The 18,367-nt window shown below is 64.8% G+C and carries 18 protein-coding genes; 9 read left to right on the top strand and 9 right to left on the bottom strand.

Going from position 1 to position 18,367, the window contains the following annotated elements; genetic code table 11:
* Positions 1-1,602 (bottom strand): carboxyl transferase domain-containing protein, encoded by a 1,602-nt coding sequence (locus FPZ54_RS02015; RefSeq protein WP_145844599.1) that lies wholly within the window; start codon positions 1,600-1,602, stop codon positions 1-3.
* Positions 1,599-2,414, bottom strand: coding sequence for a polyamine aminopropyltransferase (locus FPZ54_RS02010; RefSeq protein ID WP_145844598.1), 816 nt, complete (start codon positions 2,412-2,414; stop codon positions 1,599-1,601). The genes FPZ54_RS02015 and FPZ54_RS02010 overlap by 4 nt, the downstream gene beginning before the upstream one ends.
* Positions 2,415-2,501: 87 nt before the next feature.
* On the opposite strand from FPZ54_RS02010, the gene FPZ54_RS02005 reads away from it, so the two are divergent.
* Complete coding sequence (locus FPZ54_RS02005) at positions 2,502-2,840, top strand: DMT family protein (protein ID WP_145844596.1); 339 nt, start codon at positions 2,502-2,504, stop codon at positions 2,838-2,840.
* 1 nt (position 2,841) lies between these two features.
* Here the strand turns inward: FPZ54_RS02005 and FPZ54_RS02000 are convergent, their stop codons facing one another.
* The gene (locus FPZ54_RS02000; protein WP_145849523.1) at positions 2,842-3,993 is read right to left on the bottom strand and encodes an isovaleryl-CoA dehydrogenase; all 1,152 of its coding nucleotides are present in this window, start codon (positions 3,991-3,993) and stop codon (positions 2,842-2,844) included.
* Positions 3,994-4,091: 98 nt separating this feature from the next.
* Between FPZ54_RS02000 and FPZ54_RS01995 the strand changes: the two genes are divergently transcribed.
* Positions 4,092-4,967 carry a LysR family transcriptional regulator gene (locus FPZ54_RS01995; RefSeq protein ID WP_145844594.1) on the top strand — a complete coding sequence of 292 codons (876 nt, stop codon included), beginning with the start codon at positions 4,092-4,094 and terminating at the stop codon, positions 4,965-4,967.
* A 32-nt stretch (positions 4,968-4,999) separates the two neighbouring features.
* Here the strand turns inward: FPZ54_RS01995 and FPZ54_RS01990 are convergent, their stop codons facing one another.
* Positions 5,000-5,836 (bottom strand): hypothetical protein, encoded by an 837-nt coding sequence (locus FPZ54_RS01990; protein WP_145844593.1) that lies wholly within the window; start codon positions 5,834-5,836, stop codon positions 5,000-5,002.
* 358 nt (positions 5,837-6,194) lie between these two features.
* Between FPZ54_RS01990 and FPZ54_RS01985 the strand changes: the two genes are divergently transcribed.
* The 5 genes from FPZ54_RS01985 to FPZ54_RS01965 all read left to right on the top strand — a co-directional run bounded on the left by FPZ54_RS01985 (position 6,195) and on the right by FPZ54_RS01965 (position 9,316).
* Positions 6,195-6,653, top strand: coding sequence for a MaoC family dehydratase (locus FPZ54_RS01985; protein ID WP_145844591.1), 459 nt, complete (start codon positions 6,195-6,197; stop codon positions 6,651-6,653).
* A 90-nt stretch (positions 6,654-6,743) separates the two neighbouring features.
* Entirely contained in the window at positions 6,744-7,019 is a 276-nt protein-coding gene (locus FPZ54_RS01980) for a hypothetical protein (RefSeq protein ID WP_145844589.1), read from the top strand.
* Positions 6,997-7,512: a (2Fe-2S)-binding protein gene (locus FPZ54_RS01975; protein ID WP_145844587.1), complete on the top strand. Its 516-nt coding sequence runs from the start codon at positions 6,997-6,999 to the stop codon at positions 7,510-7,512. The genes FPZ54_RS01980 and FPZ54_RS01975 overlap by 23 nt, the downstream gene beginning before the upstream one ends.
* Before the next feature lie 124 nt (positions 7,513-7,636).
* On the top strand, positions 7,637-8,530 hold the full coding sequence (locus FPZ54_RS01970) for an RcnB family protein (RefSeq protein WP_145844583.1): 894 nt from the start codon (positions 7,637-7,639) through the stop codon (positions 8,528-8,530).
* An 87-nt stretch (positions 8,531-8,617) separates the two neighbouring features.
* Positions 8,618-9,316, top strand: a complete 699-nt coding sequence (locus FPZ54_RS01965) for a 2OG-Fe(II) oxygenase (RefSeq protein ID WP_145844581.1) — start codon at positions 8,618-8,620, stop codon at positions 9,314-9,316.
* A gap of 109 nt (positions 9,317-9,425) precedes the next feature.
* Here FPZ54_RS01965 and FPZ54_RS01960 read toward each other — a convergent pair whose 3' ends face one another.
* From FPZ54_RS01960 to FPZ54_RS01950, 3 genes are all read right to left on the bottom strand, one after another.
* Positions 9,426-9,815 carry a response regulator gene (locus FPZ54_RS01960; protein WP_145844580.1) on the bottom strand — a complete coding sequence of 130 codons (390 nt, stop codon included), beginning with the start codon at positions 9,813-9,815 and terminating at the stop codon, positions 9,426-9,428.
* A gap of 62 nt (positions 9,816-9,877) precedes the next feature.
* A complete protein-coding gene (locus FPZ54_RS01955) occupies positions 9,878-12,301 on the bottom strand; it encodes an ATP-binding protein (protein ID WP_145844578.1) in 2,424 nt (807 codons plus the stop codon).
* Positions 12,301-13,671, bottom strand: a complete 1,371-nt coding sequence (locus FPZ54_RS01950) for a putative bifunctional diguanylate cyclase/phosphodiesterase (RefSeq protein ID WP_145844576.1) — start codon at positions 13,669-13,671, stop codon at positions 12,301-12,303. Before FPZ54_RS01950 ends, FPZ54_RS01955 begins: the two co-directional genes overlap by 1 nt.
* A gap of 551 nt (positions 13,672-14,222) precedes the next feature.
* Here FPZ54_RS01950 and FPZ54_RS01945 point away from each other — a divergent pair.
* Positions 14,223-15,365: an SET domain-containing protein-lysine N-methyltransferase gene (locus tag FPZ54_RS01945; RefSeq protein ID WP_145844574.1), complete on the top strand. Its 1,143-nt coding sequence runs from the start codon at positions 14,223-14,225 to the stop codon at positions 15,363-15,365.
* 20 nt (positions 15,366-15,385) lie between these two features.
* Complete coding sequence (locus FPZ54_RS01940; RefSeq protein WP_145844572.1) at positions 15,386-15,817, top strand: SPFH domain-containing protein; 432 nt, start codon at positions 15,386-15,388, stop codon at positions 15,815-15,817.
* Between the two features lie 2 nt (positions 15,818-15,819).
* Here FPZ54_RS01940 and FPZ54_RS01935 read toward each other — a convergent pair whose 3' ends face one another.
* Positions 15,820-16,467: a hypothetical protein gene (locus FPZ54_RS01935; RefSeq protein ID WP_145844570.1), complete on the bottom strand. Its 648-nt coding sequence runs from the start codon at positions 16,465-16,467 to the stop codon at positions 15,820-15,822.
* 48 nt (positions 16,468-16,515) lie between these two features.
* Entirely contained in the window at positions 16,516-18,363 is a 1,848-nt protein-coding gene (locus tag FPZ54_RS01930) for a sensor histidine kinase (protein ID WP_145844568.1), read from the bottom strand.
* Positions 18,364-18,367: the final 4 nt, after the last annotated feature.

Below are 18,367 nucleotides of genomic sequence, written 5' to 3'. Positions count from 1 at the left end.
TCACATCCGAAACACGCCGAAGCGTGTCCCCTCTTCCACCGGCGCGTTCAGCGTCGCGGCGAACGCGAGGCCCAGCACGTCGCGCGTCTGGGCCGGATCGATGATGCCGTCGTCCCATAGCCGCGCCGTCGCGTGCCAGGGGTTGCCTTGCGCTTCGTAATCGTCGCGGATCGGTTGCTTGAAGGCTTCGGCCTCCTCCGGCGTCCAGTTCGCGGCGTCGCGGTGGACGGTGGCCAGCACGCTTGCCGCTTGTTCGCCGCCCATCACGCTGATGCGGCTGTTGGGCCAGCTGAACAGGAACCTTGGCGAATAGGCTCGCCCGCACATCCCGTAATTCCCGGCCCCGAACGACCCGCCGATCAGGACGGTGATCTTGGGGACGCTGGCGGTGGCCACCGCCGTCACGAGCTTGGCGCCGTGCTTGGCGATGCCCTCTGCCTCGTACTTCCCGCCGACCATGAAGCCACTGATATTCTGAAGGAAGAGCAGCGGAATGCGGCGCTGGCAGGCGAGTTCGATGAAGTGCGCGCCCTTGAGCGCGCTTTCGCTGAACAGCACGCCGTTATTGGCGAGGACCGCGACCGGGATGCCCCAGATGTGCGCGAAACCGCAGACGAGGGTGGTGCCGTACAGCGCCTTGAACTCGTGAAACTCGCTGCCGTCGACCAGCCGCGCGATGACTTCGTGGACGTCATAGGGCGCGCGGACGTCGGTGGGGACGATGCCGTAGAGATCCTCCGCGTCGAATTTGGGCGGGCGCGGGTCGCGGATTTCGATGTCGGGCTTGCGGTCGGCGGGGAGGTGGCTGACGATGTCGCGGACGATGGTCAGCGCGTGTTCGTCATTGTCGGCGACATGATCGACCACGCCCGATTTGCGGCCGTGCAGGTCGCCGCCGCCCAGATCCTCGGCGCTGATTTCCTCGCCCGTCGCGGCCTTCACCAGCGGCGGGCCGGCGAGGAAGATCGTGCCCTGTTCGCGCACGATCACGCTTTCGTCGGACATGGCGGGGACATAGGCGCCGCCCGCGGTGCAGCTGCCCATGACGCAGGCGATCTGGGGGATGCCCTTGGCGGACATGTTCGCCTGATTGAAGAAGATGCGGCCGAAATGGTCGCGGTCGGGGAAGACCTCGGCCTGATGCGGGAGGTTCGCGCCGCCGCTGTCGACGAGGTAGATGCACGGCAGCCGGTTGGCCTCGGCAATCTCCTGCGCGCGCAGATGCTTCTTGACCGTCATCGGGTAATAGGTGCCGCCCTTCACCGTCGCGTCGTTGCACACGATCATGCAGGTCCGGCCCGAGACGCGGCCGATGCCGGCGATCATGCCGGCGCCGGGGACCTCGCCCTCATACATGTCGCAGGCGGCGAGCTGGCCGATCTCGAGGAAGGGGGCGCCGGGGTCGAGCAGGCGCTCGACGCGCTCGCGCGGGAGCAGCTTGCCGCGTGACGTATGCCTTTCACGCGACTTTTCACTGCCGCCGAGCGCCGCCTGCGCGACATCGGCGCGGAGCTTCTCGACAAGCGCGCGGTTGTGCGCGGCGTTGGTGCGGAAGGTCTCGTCTTCGGGGGAGAGGATCGACTTGAGGACGGGACCGCTCATTCCGGCATCTCTCCTTGCATAGATATCGCGCGTAGCGCTCCGGTCGCGCCGGTCAGGTCTGGCGGCACGCTCCCCGGAAGCCAGCGATCGCGCATCCAGTTTGCCGCAGCGCTGCGCAGCTTGCCCGCATAGTCGGGATATTCCGCGCCAATCAGCGGGAGGTCGAACGCCGCGATCGTCGCCGCGATCCCGGCATCGTCGAGTGCGCGTCCCGCGGCGATCGCATGGCGCGCGATCTCCAGTTCCTGCCCCCAGAAATAGATGGCCTTTGCCTGGACATTCGCCTGCATCGCCCGAACCTCTTCGACGCGTCCGTCCGACATCAACGGCAGCCAGATGTCGGGCATCAGCAGGTCAACCGGCTCGCAAGGCTTCCAGTCAAAGGCATCCCCCTGTTCGATCCGGATTTTCGCCCGCGCTTCGTCGGGAAGCTGTGCAAAGATATCGAGCTGCCGATGCAGCTCGAGAACCTCAGGATCGCGCTCTACGACGGTCACCGCGGTTACTTCAGGCTGTAGCGCGCTCGCGCCTGCGGACCAGCCCATGCCCAGGCCGAAGATCACGACATGTCCCCGCGCCAGCCGCACCCCGATCTCCTGGCTCTCGATCTCCATCGGAATCGTCGACATCCAGGTTTCCGTGCCACGATGCAGCGCGGCCACATTCTCCACCAGCATCAGCGGCGACCAATAGCCGGGAGTCATCAGCACCTTCGCCTCCCCGACCCGCCACGCCCCATATTCGCGAAGGGCGTAACGCGGCGCGAAGATCGGAACCTGGTAAAGCCCGATCTGGGCATCCGTCGGACCCATGGGCGCAATGGCCTCATCACCACTGCTCATCTTGCCAGCGCCCCGCCGCTGACGCACAGCGCGCGCGATGCCGATCCGGGACCGATCATGCCAACCATCCTGCTCCTGACCCTTTCGAACATCTTCATGACGATCGCCTGGTATTGGCATCTGACCAAAAGCGGGATGAGCAAGCCGCTGCTCGGCGTGATCCTGCTGTCCTGGGCCATCGCCGGAGTCGAATATTGCTTTGCCGTTCCGGCCAACCGGATCGGCTTTGCCACCGGCTGGACGCCGGGACAGCTCAAGATCGCGCAGGAGGCGATCGCGCTGACCGTGTTCGGCGTGTTCATGGTCACGATACTGGGCGAGGCGCTGCACTGGCGCCATTTCGCCGCGTTCGCGTGCATCATGGCCGCGGTCGCCTTCCTGTTCGTCGGGAAATAGATCAAGCGGCCCCCACCAGTTCACGCCCGATCAGCATCCGGCGAATTTCGTTGGTCCCGGCGCCGATGTCCAGCAGCTTGGCGTCGCGGAGGAAGCGTTCGACCGGCCAGTCCCTGGTATAGCCCGCACCGCCCAGGGCCTGCACCGCCTCCCCCGCGACCTTGAAGGCGTTTTCGGACGCCAGCAGGATCGCGCCGGCGGCGTCGAAGCGGGTGGTCTTGCCCGCGTCGCACGCCTTGGCGACGGCATAGACATAGGCGCGGGCGGAATTGAGCGCGACATACATGTCGGCGACCTTGGCCTGCATCAGCTGGAAGCTGCCGATCGCCTGGCCGAACTGCTTGCGCTCGCGCAGATAGGGCAGGACGACGTCGAGGCAGGCCTGCATGATACCGAGCTGAATGCCCGACAGCACGGTGCGCTCGTAATCGAGGCCGCTCATGAGGACGCCGACGCCGCCGTTGAGCGGGCCCATGACGTTTTCTTGCGGAACTTCACAATCGGTGAAGACGAGTTCGGCGGTGGGGCTGCCGCGCATCCCCATCTTGTCGATCTTCTGCCCGATCTCGAACCCCTTCATCCCCTTTTCGATGATGAAGGTGGTGATGCCGCGCGACCCTTCGCCGGTCTTGGCGTAGACGACCAGGACATCGGCATAGGCGGCGTTGGTGATCCAGAATTTGGTGCCGTTGAGGACGTAACGGTCGCCGCGATGCTCGGCGCGCAGCTTCATGCCGACCACGTCGCTACCCGCGCCGGCTTCGGACATGGCGAGGCTGCCGACATGTTCGCCGCTGATCAGCTTGGGCAGATATTTCGCCTTTTGCTCGGCGTTCGCCCAGCGGCCGATCTGGTTGACGCAGAGGTTGGAGTGCGCGCCGTAGGACAGGCCGATCGAGGCCGAGGCGCGGCTGACTTCCTCACACGCGATGACATGTTCGAGATAGCCGAGGCCGAGGCCGCCATCCTCCTCCGCGATGGTGATGCCGTGCAGGCCCAGTTCGCCCATCGGTGCCCAGAGTTCGTCGCGCGGGAACCAGTCGTCGGCGTCGATCCTTGCGGCGAGCGGCGCGATCTGTTCGCGGGCGAAGCGTTCGGTGGTTTCGCGGATCATGTCCGCGGTCTCGCCCAGCGCGAAATCCATCTGGGGCAGGCTCATGGCGCTCTCCTGAACTTATTTTGCGCCACTCTAGCGCCCGATGCGCGCTGCGGGAAATTGAAAGGCAGCGCGGGACAGCATAGACGGTGTCTATGATCGAACGCTATTTGCTGCGCTATTTCCTCGCCGTCATCGATAGCGGGACGTTCACCGCCGCCGCCGCGCAGATGGCGGTGTCGCAACCCACGCTGTCGGCGGGGATCGCCAAGCTGGAGCGCGAGGTGGGCGCGAAGCTGCTGCGGCGGTCGAGCCAGCGCATCGAGCTGACCGAAGCGGGGTCGCAATTCGCGGTCCATGCGCGGCGGATCGAGCGCGAGTTTAACCTGGCGACGGCGGCGGTGGGCGGGATCGCGCAACCCGCGACGCTCCGGCTGGGGGTACTGACGACGATCGCGAGTGGCGAGCTGGCGGGGTTGGTCGCGCGGATTTCCGCCGAGGCGCCGGGGCTGGCGGTCGAGCTGGTCGAGGGCAATGCGACGGTGCTGGCGCAGCAACTCGCGCGCGGGCGGGTCGATCTGGCGCTGACCGCGGTGCAGGGCGACGCGACGGGCGATGGCGAGGCGCTGCGCAGTGAACCCTATCTGCTCGCGCTGCCGGTCGGGCATCGACTGGCCGGGGAAGCGGCGCTGCCGGGCGAGGCACTGGCGGGCGAGACAATGATCGTGCGGCGCAGCTGTGAGGCGCTGCCGGAGACGAGCCGCTATTTCACCCGGCGCGGCATCCGCCCGAGCTTTGCGCTGCGCACGCCGAACGATGACCGCGCGCTGGCGATGGTCGCGGCGGGGCTGGGCGCGACGGTGGTGCCCGCGTCGCATCGGCATGCGGGGGTGGCCAACCCGGCGCTGATCGGGTTCGATCTGCGGCGGACTTTGGTGCTGGTGCGGGGGGAGGATGCGCGCGAGGGGATGGCGGCGGTTGTGGACGCGCTGCGGGGGGTGTTTGGCGGGAGTGGGGCTGACGGGGTGTGATTCTGTGTCTGTTATAGGGTGTAAGACTGCTGCTAAGCATGCTCCGCTTCGGGCGGGAAAAATTGCGGTTCGTGGAGATGGAAGCGCATCTGATCGTATTGGATGCCGCCGACCTTTTGCTTGAATAGTTGCACAGCACTGACCCGCGGCAGCCCTCGCTCCTCAAGATCGTAGCCAACGAGCCCATCTCCTTGTGGACCTACAATCTCCATCAGAACACAGGCTTGGATTTGACCATTTTCTCCGAGTTCCTTCAGCCGCTTGTAACCCCACGAACGTTGCACAGGCTGAAGAGCAGGATGTTCGTCTTCCTTTGGTTGGGCTGAAGTACGTCGCACGACCCCATCCATGTCGATTACCCAGGACATAGAACTGAATTCTTTTCCCTGCTCCTGCCAGGCTCGGCTCCATTTCATTGCCAAAGCTAATAGCTTGGCCTGATTGGGGCTCAGATCAGCTGCCGTGCCTTCGTATGGAAAGGGCGACGGGGCCATACCCGCGTAAATCATGTTCGTTCCAAAGGCCCGCCTCTCGGCCTCAATGGCATATTTTGCGTTCCGTCGCTGGCTAGGCCATATGAGGCCTTCACATTCCTGAAGCATGTGCGAGCCTGTTTTGGCGTCTCCTGCCAAATACGCTTCCAGCGACATTTCGATCAGTTCGGCAGCCACTCTCGCCAGCCGCTGGTCCTTTAGCTTACGCTCCACGAAGTGGAACCCAGAACGAAGCTGCTCGAAGGCCTCTAGTAGTGCGCGACGCTGATCGACTTCCAAACGACTTGTAAGGGGGCATTTAAACCGATCGGGAGCAGAAAGCAGCAACCATGCCCAATTGTCATGGTACTGCCCTAAGGTTTCGAACTCCCGCAACTTCGCCCCCGTGTCATGCTATCCTGCTATATTGGCGCACCTGTTGCAGCTTATCAATCAGAGTTGCACGACGGGCAATGACCGCAATGGGGCTGGCATGCGGACAATCGGCTTTCGCGCGTCTCCGACCCAGCCTAATCCCTCCCCTGCTTCGCAGGGGAGGTGGGGCCGAAGGCGACGGAGGGGCCGCCGCGCAGACGGCGGAACTTTGCCGAGCTGTTTACGGCTGTCTGCGCGGCCGCCCCTCCACCACCCGCTTCGCGGGCGGTCCCCCTCCCCTGAGCAAGCTCAGGGGAGGGATGATTTGGGACTGACAAACCCGGTTCGCGCGTTAAGTGGGGCGGCAGAGGAGACGGTGATGGCGGGGCGCTATTTCAACGAATGGCAGGTGGGTGACCGGATCGTGCACGAGCTGCGCCGCACGGTGACCGAGACGGACAATCTGCTGATCTCCACCCTCACCCATAATCCGCAGCCGCTGCATCTGGATGCCGAAGCCGCCGGGGCAAGTGAGTTTGGGCGGATCCTGGTCAATGGCACCTTCACCTTTGCGCTGATGGTCGGGATTTCGGTGGGCGATACGACGCTGGGCACGCTGGTCGCCAATCTGGGCTATGACGAGGTGCGGATGCCGAGCCCGGTGTTTATCGGCGACACGCTGCGTGCCGAGAGCGAGGTGGTCGAACTGCGCCCGTCCAAGTCGCGGCCAGGACAGGGCATCGTCACCTTCCGCCACATCATGCTCAACCAGCGCGACGAGATCGTTTGTTCGTGCCTGAGAAGCGCATTACTCCATTCGGTGCCGGGCAAGGACTGATTGATCCGAAACGGATTTAATCTGCCCATTTGATTTCCGCCCCTTAACCCTGGCCGGTCGATAGCGGAGGCATCGGCAGGGGGAGACGCAATGCGCGAGCGCGGGGGTTCGGGGATCGATGCGGCGGCCGACGCGCCGATGCTGCGCCAGCGTGCGGAGGAAGAGCGGCGCCATGCGATCCGCGCGGCGAGCGCGCGGGTGCGCATCGTGCGCGCCGAGATGGCGGGGCATTACGACGCCGCCGCCAGCCTGCTGGAGGGTAGCGAGCGGAAACCCGCACGAAGCCGACTGCACCGGCTCCTGACATGGGCAAGCCGTACATTGCGCGCTAAGAAGCGCCGCCATGACCCGTTTCACCGTCAATAATCAGCCTGTCGAATACAAGCTCGATCCGCGCACCCCCCTGCTCTGGGCGCTGCGCGACGCTTCAAACCTGACGGGCACCAAATATGGTTGCGGCACCGGTGATTGCGGGGCCTGTACGGTCGATATCGATGGCGCGGCGGTGCGTTCCTGCCAGATGACGATCGCGCAGGCCGAAGGGACGTTCGTGACGACGATCGAGGGGCTGGCGCAGGAGAGCAATCATCCCGTCCAGCAGGCGCTGATCGCGGGGAACGTGGTCCAGTGCGGCTATTGCATCCCCGGCATCGTGATGAGCGCGGCCGCGCTGCTCCGCAAGAATCGCAACCCTTCGGACGAGGAAATTGCGGGGGCGATCACCAATTTGTGTCGCTGTGGCATCTACCCCCGCCTGGTCGAGGCGATCGGGCGCGCGGCGCGGGTGGCGCGTGGCGAGGAAGAGATCGTGCTGGACCGGCGCGAAACCGCCGCATCCGAGGAACCTGCACAGGACTAGGGCACGGATGCTGGCACCGTTTCTTTCAATATGCTGTCAGGACAATTCAGAAGCGTGTCAGATGAACTGCTCTAGTTTCACGCTATTCTGAACGCCGGCGATGGGCCGGGAGCGGAGGAACGACATGAAGAAGCTCATCTTGGCGGCGTTGATCGGCGCTACCATTCTGACCCCCGCCGCGGCCATTGCGCAGGACCGCGGAAATCGCGACGGACGTCGTGCGGAAGCACGCGAGCAGCGCCAGCAGGTTCGCGCGCAACGCCAGGAACAGCGCCAGACCTATCGTGCCCAGCGGCCTCAGGCCGAGCGTCCGGTGGTGCAGCAGCGCCAGGCCCCAGCGCAACGCGCGCAGCAGCAGCCGCCGCGTCGCGAGTTCCGTCAGGAACGACGCGACGACCGCCAGGGATTTCGCCAGGAACGCCGCGACGATCGCCAGGATTTCCGGCAGGAGCGCCGTGAGGACCGTCGCGACCTTCGCCAGGGTCAGGTGACTCCGCCGCAATTCCGGCAGGACCGCCGCGACGACCGGCAGGACTTCCGCCGCGATCGGCGCGATGATCGTCAGGATTTCCGCCGCGACCGCCGTGACGATCGGCAGGATTTCCGTCGCGACCAGCGCGACGGGCGTCAGGACTATCGTCAGCAACGCCGCTATGGCGACTGGCGCGACCAGCAGCAATATCGCCGCGGCTGGGACGATTCGCGGCGCTGGAACCGCAGCTGGCGCGGTGATCGCCGCTATGACTGGGGCAGCTATCGCACCCGCAACCGCCACGTCTATCGCCTGCCGCGCTATTACGCCCCTGCGGGATATCGCTATGGCTATCGCCGCTTCTCGATCGGCCTGACCATTGGTTCGATGCTGTTCGCACCGAGCTACTGGATCAACGATCCCTTCTACTACCGCTTGCCGCCAGCTTACGGCCCGTATCGCTGGGTGCGCTACTACAATGATGCGCTGCTCGTCGATATCCGGACCGGCTATGTCGTCGACGTGATCTACGACATCTTCTGGTAAGCGGTTCGCACGTCGTCACGCGCGGAGGCCCGGTCGGAAACGGCCGGGCCTCTTGCGTTTCATCGCCCGGGCGGCAAATTGCGCGGCATGAGCATCTTTTCGCGACCCAAAACCCCCGCAGGATCGATCGTCCGCGCCCGCACGAGCAAGAAGGTAACCGAACGGCTTGGCGCCAATCCGGCCATCCGCCGCGCCAGGGTCGAGCAGGCGGAGATCTATTATCATCCGGGTTTTCTGAGCGATGCGGAATGCGACAAGCTGATCGCGATGATCGACGCCAACCGTCGCCCCTCGACCCTTCTCGCCGCATCGGAGGACCCCGAGTTCCGCACCAGCGAAAGCTGCGATCTCGACCGCTGGTCGCCCGACGTCCGCCCGATCGACGAACGGATGGCGGCGCTGCTCGACATCCCGCCCGAACATGGCGAGACGATGCAGGGCCAGCGTTATGCGCCGGGGCAGCAGTTCCGCGCCCATTATGACTGGTTCAACGAACAGCAGGATTATTGGCCCGCGATGAAGGCATCGGGCGGCCAGCGTACCTGGACGGCGATGATCTATCTCAACGATGTCGAGGAGGGTGGCGCGACCTGGTTCCCACAGGCGGGCGTGCGCGTCGCGCCAAAGCGCGGGCTGCTGCTCGCCTGGAACAATATGAAGCCCGACGGATCACCCAATCTGGGCACGCTGCATGAAGGGACGCCGGTGGTGCAGGGCGTCAAATACATCATCACCAAATGGTTTCGCGAGCACCCCTGGATCAACATGCCGATACGAACTTATTGATCGGACGCGCGGCACTGGCCCTCTCCGCCACCCGGCCATCCACAGAATAGACTGTCGTTAGGCGGTCGGGTGGGGGAACGGGCCGGTGTCGCCTGGCGCAAAGCGCGCATCACAAAATCATGTCGTCCCCGCCGCGCAATGCCAGAACGCGGCCGATCGTATCGAACAGCGCGTCCATCGCGACCGGCTTGAACAACACCTCGTCCGCACCCGCCGCCAGGCAGCGCTCGCGCAGATCGATCGCCGTATCCGCAGTCACGACGATGATCGGCAGGTTCGCCTTGGCGTCGCCGCGGGCTCGAATATGCGTAATCGCCTCGATCCCGTCCATGCCAGGCATCCGCAGATCGACCAGAATGACGTCATAGTCCCCTTCGTCGACCTTGCGCAGCCCGGCTTCGGCATCCTCGGCCTCTTCCATGCTGGCGCCGGCGACATTCAGCATGTCGCGAACGACCCGGCGGTTCATCGGATCGTCTTCGATGAACAGAATGTTCATGGGGCAGTCGTGAACATGGCGTAAGCGATCCGATAGGTGGCAATCATAACTGTGCTATCGTCCTAAGCCGCCTGCGAAACAAGCAGCGTCGTTTCGCCTGTCGCACAAAAATCTTTACGAACCTCAACCAGCGCTGCCACCAGAGCGGGTCCCTTTACCGGCTTGACGACGATCAGACCGACACCGGTTTTCTTCAGCCGTGCTTCGGCCTCGGGGTCGGGTTTGCTCCACAGCGCCGCAGTGCGCACGCCTTCGGGCACGGAGGCGGAGAGCGCCGCCAGTGCATCGATCGCATCGACACCCGTGGCAGCCAGCGTGGCTTCGTCCGCCAGGAGCAGCGTGGGGATCGCATCGCGCGCGAGTGTCACCGCCTCGTCCGGGGTCGACGCAAACTGCACCGACGCGAATTTCGGTGCGAACAGCGTGCGAAGCATCCCGCGGACGATCGGATTGCGGTCGAGGATGACGATCGCCTCCCCCGTCCCGTCCTGCGGCGGCGCTGCATCCGGGGCCGGGGCAAGGCGCAGGGGCAGGTCGACGGTGAAGACCGATCCTTCGCCGACGACGCTGCGTACCGACACATCGCCGCCCAATGCACGCGCCAGATTGCGGACGATGGTAAGCCCCAGGCCCGTGCCGCCGAACTGGCGCGTCGTTCCCGCATCGACCTGACGGAAGGATTCGAACACCTCTTCAAGCTTTTCGCTTGGAATACCGATCCCGGTGTCCGCGACCGCGAAGATCAGTCGATCGTTCGCCGACGACGCGGTGAGCGTGAGGGCGCCGCGCTCGGTAAACTTGACCGCGTTGGAGAGCAGATTGAAGACGATCTGCCGCAACCGGCCCGGATCGGTTTCCACCCAGCGCGGCGCGGATGCGAAATCGAGTTTGAAATCGAGCCCTTTGGCGCGCGCCTGCTCCTCCCACATCCGGGTCACGTCGCGCAACGTGGCGTGGAGATCGGTCGGGGCCAGTTCGACCGTCATGTTTCCCGTCTCCATCTTGGCGACGTCGAGAATATCGTCGACCAGCGCCCGCATGGTCATGCCCGCACCATGAACGATATTGATGCGGTCGCGCGTCGCGTCGGGCACGGCGGGATCGCGCAGCATGATCTGGGTCATGCCAAGGATGCCGTTGAGCGGGGTGCGGATCTCGTGGCTGGTGGTCGCGAGAAACTCGGTCTTTGCCTTCAGCGCCTTTTCGAGCGCCACATTGGTGTCGGCAAGGACGGCATTCGCCTCGCGTACCTGATTGCGGCTGCGGCGGATGGTGAACAGGCCGATGCTGAGCAAAATGACGATCGCGAGCGCCGCGCCTCCGAACCCCAGAAACAGGGTACGCTGAAACGCAGCCTCGCGCCGCAGCTCCTCGGCCTTCAGGTTTGCGATCCGCAATTCCTGGTTCGCATAATCGAACCGCGCCGCCATCAGCGCCGTATTTGCCGATGTCGCGAGTTTTGCCGCATCGTCGCCCAGCGCGCGGACCCGCTCCAGATGCGCCAGCGCGAGGCCACTCCGTCCCTGCGCGCTGAAGACGTGATAAGCAGTGATGTGCGCATCGCGCAGCGCGAACGAGGTTTTCGCGAGCGTCACACCCGCAAAGCTGCGCTCGATCAGTTGCGCGGCGCGGGCGAGATTGCCTTGCAGGCGCGCGGACTCAGCTGCGACCGCGAGCGCGGGCGCCTCCCCGCGCCGTGCAGGATCAGCCTGGGCGATCCTCAGGGCTTCCCCCACCGCAGCATCGGCTCCTGCAAAGTCCCGCTGGTCGACAAGGGCACGCGCCAGGTTGGTCAGCATTTGGGGGAGGTTCGAGTAATTCTCTCGTCGGGCCAAAACCAGCGCCTTGCGATACTCGATCTCGGCGCGCTTCGGCTGATCGAGCTTCAGAAGGACGTTCCCGCGGTTGTTCAGCAGGATCATCTGAAACCGGGCGTCGCCCGTGTACAGCTCGGCCGCCTGCTCATAGTATTTTTCGGCGCTAGCAAGGTCGTTGGCCTGGGCATAGAGCGACGCGATCATTTGGAGGGCGATGGACTGGGTGCGCTTCTCGCCCAGCGTCGCAAAGATATTGTGGGCCTCCTGCAGGGAAGTCAGCGCCTCGGCGAAGCGCAGATCCGACTCCTGCACCCCGGCGCGGGCAATCAGCAAGTCGCCGCGCAGCTTGGTGGGGGCCTGATCGCCGCTGATCAGCTGGAGCGCGCGTGTAATCCGTGCGGTCGCTTCTTGCGCGCGGCGGACGCGGATCAACGCCTCGGCCTGAATCCACAATGCGGTCGCCTCGCCTTGTGCACGCTTGACAGGATCGGGGATCGCTTTTGCACGCCGCTGCGCGTCCGTCGCGAGGCGCAGCGCCTCGGACGGCTCGGCAATCATCGCCGATTTAGCGCGTTCGACCAGCGCTTCACTCTCGCGCTGCTGCGCGACGGCCGGGAGCGCGGTACTCAGGGCCAGCCAGCAAAGCAGGACGGCGAACGCCCTCCGCATCAGCCGCTCTTGCGCCAGAAGGCCTCGGGTCGCGCGAAGCTGCTGCGCATCGTCGCGACCGACTTGTAGCTTTCCTCGTCCAGATAGCGGACGAACGCATCGAGCGCGATCGGACGGCTGATGAGATAGCCCTGAACCATGTCGCAGCCCATCACGCTGAGCAGCGCCAGCGCCGCCGGGGTTTCCACCCCCTCGGCGGTCACTTCCATCTCCAGCGCATGGGCAAGGTCGATCGTCGAGCGGACGATCAGCGGATCGCGATTGCTGCTGGTCAGCTGCATCACGAACATCTTGTCGATCTTGAGCTCGCTGGCAGGCAGCTGCTTCAGATACGCGAGCGAGGACAGGCCTGCGCCATAGTCGTCGATCGCGAGCGGGATACCGATCGCGGCGAAGGTCTGAAGGTGCCGGATCGCGCTTTCGGGATCGCGGATCACCGCCGTCTCGGTGATCTCGAAGCCGATCCGCGCGCCGCTGTCCCGCACGATACGGCAAGCCTCGGCGACGAAGCCGTCATCGGCAAGCAGCACGCCGGAGATATTGATGAAGACCGGCATGTCGTGGCCGTGCGCGCGCATCACCTGCTGGTCGGCAATCACCTGACGCAGGGTCCACAGCGTCAGACCGACGATTTCGCCCCCGTCTTCGGCGGCACTGATGAACTCGCCCGGAAGAATCAGGCCGCGCACCGGATGATGCCAGCGCACCAGCGCCTCGGCACCGGTCACTGCCTCCTGGCGCACATTCACCTTGGGCTGATATTGCAGGAACAACTGCCCGGCGGCGATTGCACGCGGCAGTTCGCGCGCCAATGCCGAACCGTCGAACGCGACATGGGTCTGCGACAGGTCAAGCGTGACGATCCCTGCCTCGCTGCGTGCCTGTTCAAGCGCGGCTTCGGCGCCCTCGGTCAACCGGACATCGTCGTCCTCCCCCGCCGGAGCAACGGCGACACCCCAGATCAGCTGGATCAGGTGCCGCTCGCCGTCGAGGTCCACCGAGCGCGCAAAGGATTGTGCGAGCCGATCGATCAGTGCAGTCGCGTCTTCCGGGTTCTCGGATTCGAACGCCACTTCGAGCAGCGCGCGACCCGCGGGCGCGATACGCAGCCCAGTCTGGAGCCGCGCGACATGGTCCGCAAGATCGTGGATCAGCGTGTCCGAGCGCGGACGCCCCAGATGGCGGCGCAGCGACTGGAAGTTGGCGATCTCGCACAAGGCGAGCGCGCGCCACCGATCGCGCCCTGCACCGCCATTTCGGCCTGCGTGCCCACCGCCATCGGCAGCGGCTCCGACACCGCCGGCCACAGCGCCGCGCGCCGCCGAAAAGGGCGAGCCAGGGAATCCGGGCTGATCGACAGGATCGGACATCAGACCCCGCGTACCAGCCAGTGCTGAAGGAAGGTTTAAGGACCCCGCCCCACTGCGGGACAACCCTAAGTGAATCTACGGTAACCCTAACGATTGATTAAGGATGAATTTTAATTTAACCAAAATGGGTGCGCTTTCGAGTGCACGTTGGGAGAAAATGATATGTTCGCGATGCTTTTTCGGGACGGCCACGGCGAAGATCTTCGCCCCTGGTAAATCCTTTCGGCCCGGGTGAGCGGCGCTGCGGATAACCCGCTTCGTACGACCTGCCCGGGCTGTTCTCCTCTGAAAGTCGGCTGCTATCCCATTGGAAGGCGGCCTTTTTTATTGTCATATGTCCTGCACGCTTTGCGCCGCCGAGAGGCAGGCAATGTCGGGGTATGCACCGGCGCTGAAGGCGTCCACGAACCTTCGGGCGCGGGGTCGTAGCGACTGAGGCTGAGCCGCCAGTTACTAGGATGGAATCCCCGCGACTCGTGGATTCTCCACGAGTCGCGCTTTGACGAACCTTATCGAACACGGTAAACAGATCGCCGGTTCGAGGGGGGAATATGGTCGGCGATGCCTGGTTTCTGATTGCGATGAGCCTGAGCTTCGCTGCCTATGGCGTCTATCTGCTGGGCCTGCGCCGCGCGATCGTGCGTCCCAACCGCGCCTCCTGGCTGATCTGGAGCGCATCCGCCGCCGCCGAGGCGCTGACCTATCATGCGGTCAATCCCGGATCGCCGCAAAGCTGGGTCTTCGTCGTGTCTGCCGCGTGCTGCCTGATCGTTACCGCTTCCCTCTGGCGCCGGTCGAACTGGGCGCCCCCCACCAATATCGAAGCATTCAGCATGGCTGCATGTCTGGTCGCGCTGCTGATCTGGGTCGCGTTTCGCGAGACTTTCTGGGCGCATATGCTCGTGGTCGCAGCGGTGCCGGTGAGTTTCTGGCCAACATGGGTGAGCGTGTGGAAGGACCGCAGCGCCGAGCGCTCGCCCGCCTGGGGGCTGTGGACACTCGGCGATCTCGCCACATTGCTGGTCGCCGCGCGCGCAGGCGGCGCCGGGGTGGACGGGTTTGCCTATATCTTCGTCGAACTGGCGTGCCATGCCAGCATCTGGTTCATGATCGGACTTACGACGATCAATCCTCTACGCTCACTGGGCTGGAGCCGTGGCGGGCTGCTCGTGCTCGACCGCTACCGCCACCCGCGCAACCTGTTCGAAGTGGGCGAGAATCATCTCGGCAAGGCGGTCTATGCCAGCTGCCGCTTCGCCGAGGGGGCGGAGCTCATGCGATTCACCGGACGCCGCTTCCATGTCGATGAGATCCCCAGCCTGATGCGGGGCAGCGACGACCGCTTCGTCCAGGTGACGCCGGACCATTATATGGGTCCGTCGGGGCAGCTCGACGATCTGGTGAACCATAGCTGCGCCCCCAATGCCGGGCTACGCTTCACCGAAGATGGGGTAATCCTTGTCGCGATCCGGCCGATCGCGGCGGGCGACGAGGTGACCTGGGACTATTCGACCACGCTGGCGCAATCGAACTGGCACATGATCTGCCAATGCCGGTCCGAAGGATGCCGCCGGGTGATCGGCAATTTCGATACGCTCGACCCCGACCGGCAGGAATATTTCCGCGCCCGCAACCTTGTTGCACCCTATCTGCGGCGCAGGGACGCGGTTGTGCCGGTACGCCGGGCGGGCTGATCGTCTGAAAGGAAACGACAATGGACTCGACGAGCGGCACCATCCTCAAGCTAGCGGCATCAATCGCGATCCTGCTGCTCGTGATCGTCGGTGGCGGGCTTGGATCTTGCGCGGCCTATAACTCGGTCCGCGTATGGAATGCGGAAACCGCAGGTGAGGCCGAACTGGCACAGGCAACGCAGAACCGGAAGATCAAGGTACTGGAGGCGCAGGCGCGAATGGACTCCGCCTCGCTGGAGGCGAATGCCGAAATCGCCCGCGCCAAAGGGCTGGCCGAGGCGAACCGGATCGTTGCCAACAGCCTGGGCGGACCGGAGGGTTATCTGCGCTACCTCTACATCCAGAATCTGGAGCAGTCGAAAGGTCAAATCATCTATGTTCCGACGGAAGGCGGCCTGCCGATTCTGGAGGCGGGTCGGCTGCGTCGCGAGCCGCTCCCCGCACCGGACTGATGCTATTCGATCAGCGTGAACGCACCCTTGTCATCCATCAACCGGCGCATGTCGGCGGCGATGGCACGCTGATCGGCGTCGCCCTTGGCCAATTCGGTCGCCCGTTCACGCATCGCATCGCGACGCGCGGACGCGGGTAACTTCGCGATTTCAATATATTCGCGCACGGCCTGCACCCAGCGGCTGTCCGGCGTAGCCACATCTTCCGACACACGCGCAAACGGATAGCCCATGAAACGCCAGCCCGTCTCGCCCCGCGCATAGAAAAGCAACAGGGTCATGCCACGGGCAAAGATATAGCGGGTGCAGCCGCCGGTCAGGGCATCGGGATTGGGCCGCGCCAGTTCGGCAGGGTCGCTTCGGGTAGCCGCCAGGATCTTCTCTCCCTCCGCGCCAGTGCCTTCGAGCCAACCGTCCAGCATCAGCGCTTCCGGAAGAGCATCCCCTTTCAACAAGTGCGTCGGCCTGACCATGAGGTGGGAGTCGGATGGGGAATCCCCAGGCTGCGCGTCATCAACGCGCGCCAGCACGATCAGATCGGCGGCCTGCGCAAGCTGCAGCGTATTGGGAACGCGATATCCCGGCCGGACGGAACAGGCCCATGCCGGGGTAACGATAAGGCACGCGGCGAGGGCAACGCGGGTGAACATCGAGCCCGGCTAATCGATCGCGGCGCAATTGGCGAGTGAGGCAAACCGTCAGGCAGCGACATCCTCCCGCATCACGTCGGAATGCGCGAGTTCCAGCACCGCGCAGGCGCCCTGCCCTTTTCCCTCGCTGAGCAGCGTCAGGCTGCCGCCCATCGCGACCATCGAATTGGCGCACCAATGGAGGCCAAGGCCGCCGGATTTGTGCTCACGGGTCGAGAAGCCGCGCTGGAACAACTGCGGCGCGGCGGCCGGGTCGAAGCCCTCGCCATCGTCGCGGATGCGGATTTCCACTTTGTCTGCGCGTTCGCGGATCGTCACCGCGATACTTCCGCTGTCCCGCCCGGTCGCGACAATCGCCTCCGCCGCGTTGGAGAAGAGATTGCCGATCACCTGGCTCAGCAGCACACGATTGGCGAGCACCCAGTGGGGCTTCGACGGGAAGTGGAAAGCGATGGAGTTCGCACCCGAATAGCGCGCGATTGTGGCGTTGCGCGCAACCAGATCGGTCGCGTCGCAGGTATCGAGTGGCGGGCGTTCATGCGCCTGTTCCTGCTGACAGCCGATGATCTCGAGCACATTGTGCAGCGCGTCGCGGCCGATGCCGAGTTGCTCCTTGCGCTCCTGCCGCGCCTCCGCTTCGCGCGTCAGCACTGCGGCGATGAACGCGGCGAGTTTCTGACGGCGAGCGACCGGAATGACCTCGTCGGCCAGTTCCGCCAGCGCCCGGTCGGTCAGCGCGCGATCGGCAGCGGGCGCCTCGCCCAGACCCTGGCTCAGGATCGTACTGATCGGATTGAGCGCGTTGCGGACATTGTGCATCACCGCGACCGCGCTTTCCGACTGACCCAGCTTGAACGACTGCGCCTCAACCTTTTCGCGCAAGTCCTTGAGCTGACTCAGCATCGCGTTGAAGCTGCCGACCAGGCTACCGATCTCATCGCGGCGAGGTGCTTCGGTCAGCGGCACCAGATTCCCCGAGCTGCGCACGACGCCCATATGGCGCTCGACGCGGTGGAGCGGACGTAGCACGAGGCGCACGATCATCAGGCTGAGCACCGCCATCACCAGCAGCAGCAGTGCGGTGGTACCGATCGCCGCGAGCTTGAGCATGTTGCGGCCGAGCGCGGACAGGTCACGCGGAACGGTGAAGGTGGCACTCGCAACCGGTCGCCCCCCCTCGCCCAGCACGGGCACGGCGACGGCGATGTCGCGCTCGCCCGACACGATCCGCGGTGCATCCAGGCGATGTGCAACGTCGATGTCGGCGCGCAGCTGGAGCAGCGTGCTCAGCTGTTCGGACGAAATGAGACGCGCCATCACCACCGTTCCGCGTGGCGCGCCGCTGCCATCGGTACGGCGGACGCGGGCAATGCCGATCGCGGCGATCCGGTCACCCAGCCGGGCGTAGAAGCTGGCGCTGTTGTCCTTCGCCAACGCGCGGGCAACGTCGATCCGGCCAATCGCGGCGAGCATCTGCGCGCGCATTTCCGGTCGGTCGCGCCCGGTCTCGATATCGAGCCAGCGCGCGATGACGACCCCGCCATCGGGGCGGACATAGGCCATGCCGTTGACGCCCAGATTGACCATCGCCGACGTGGCGAAACTGTCTTCCTCGAACGCGCGATTGGGCGCGCCCATATAGTCGTAGCTCTCGTTCCAGTCGCCATAGTCGCGCACCGACGCCTCGACCTTCGAGGCATATTCGCTCAGCGCGGCGCGGGTCCGCTCGACATGCCCCTCGATCGCCTGCGCCTCCAGCCGGTCGAAGCTGGGGGTGATGACGAGCGCGAGGAGCAGGGTAACGCTGGCCGCGCCGACCAACGCGATTCCCGTTAGGATCGCGACCAGCTTGGCGCCCAGCGAGCGCGGAATACGGGCCTGGACTCGCGTGAACATGGAT

The organism is Sphingomonas suaedae, assembly GCF_007833215.1.
Taxonomy (GTDB): Bacteria; Pseudomonadota; Alphaproteobacteria; order Sphingomonadales; family Sphingomonadaceae; genus Sphingomonas; species Sphingomonas suaedae.
The sequence above is the reverse complement of the archived record's forward strand: the minus strand, read 5'-3'. Positions and strand labels throughout refer to the sequence as shown.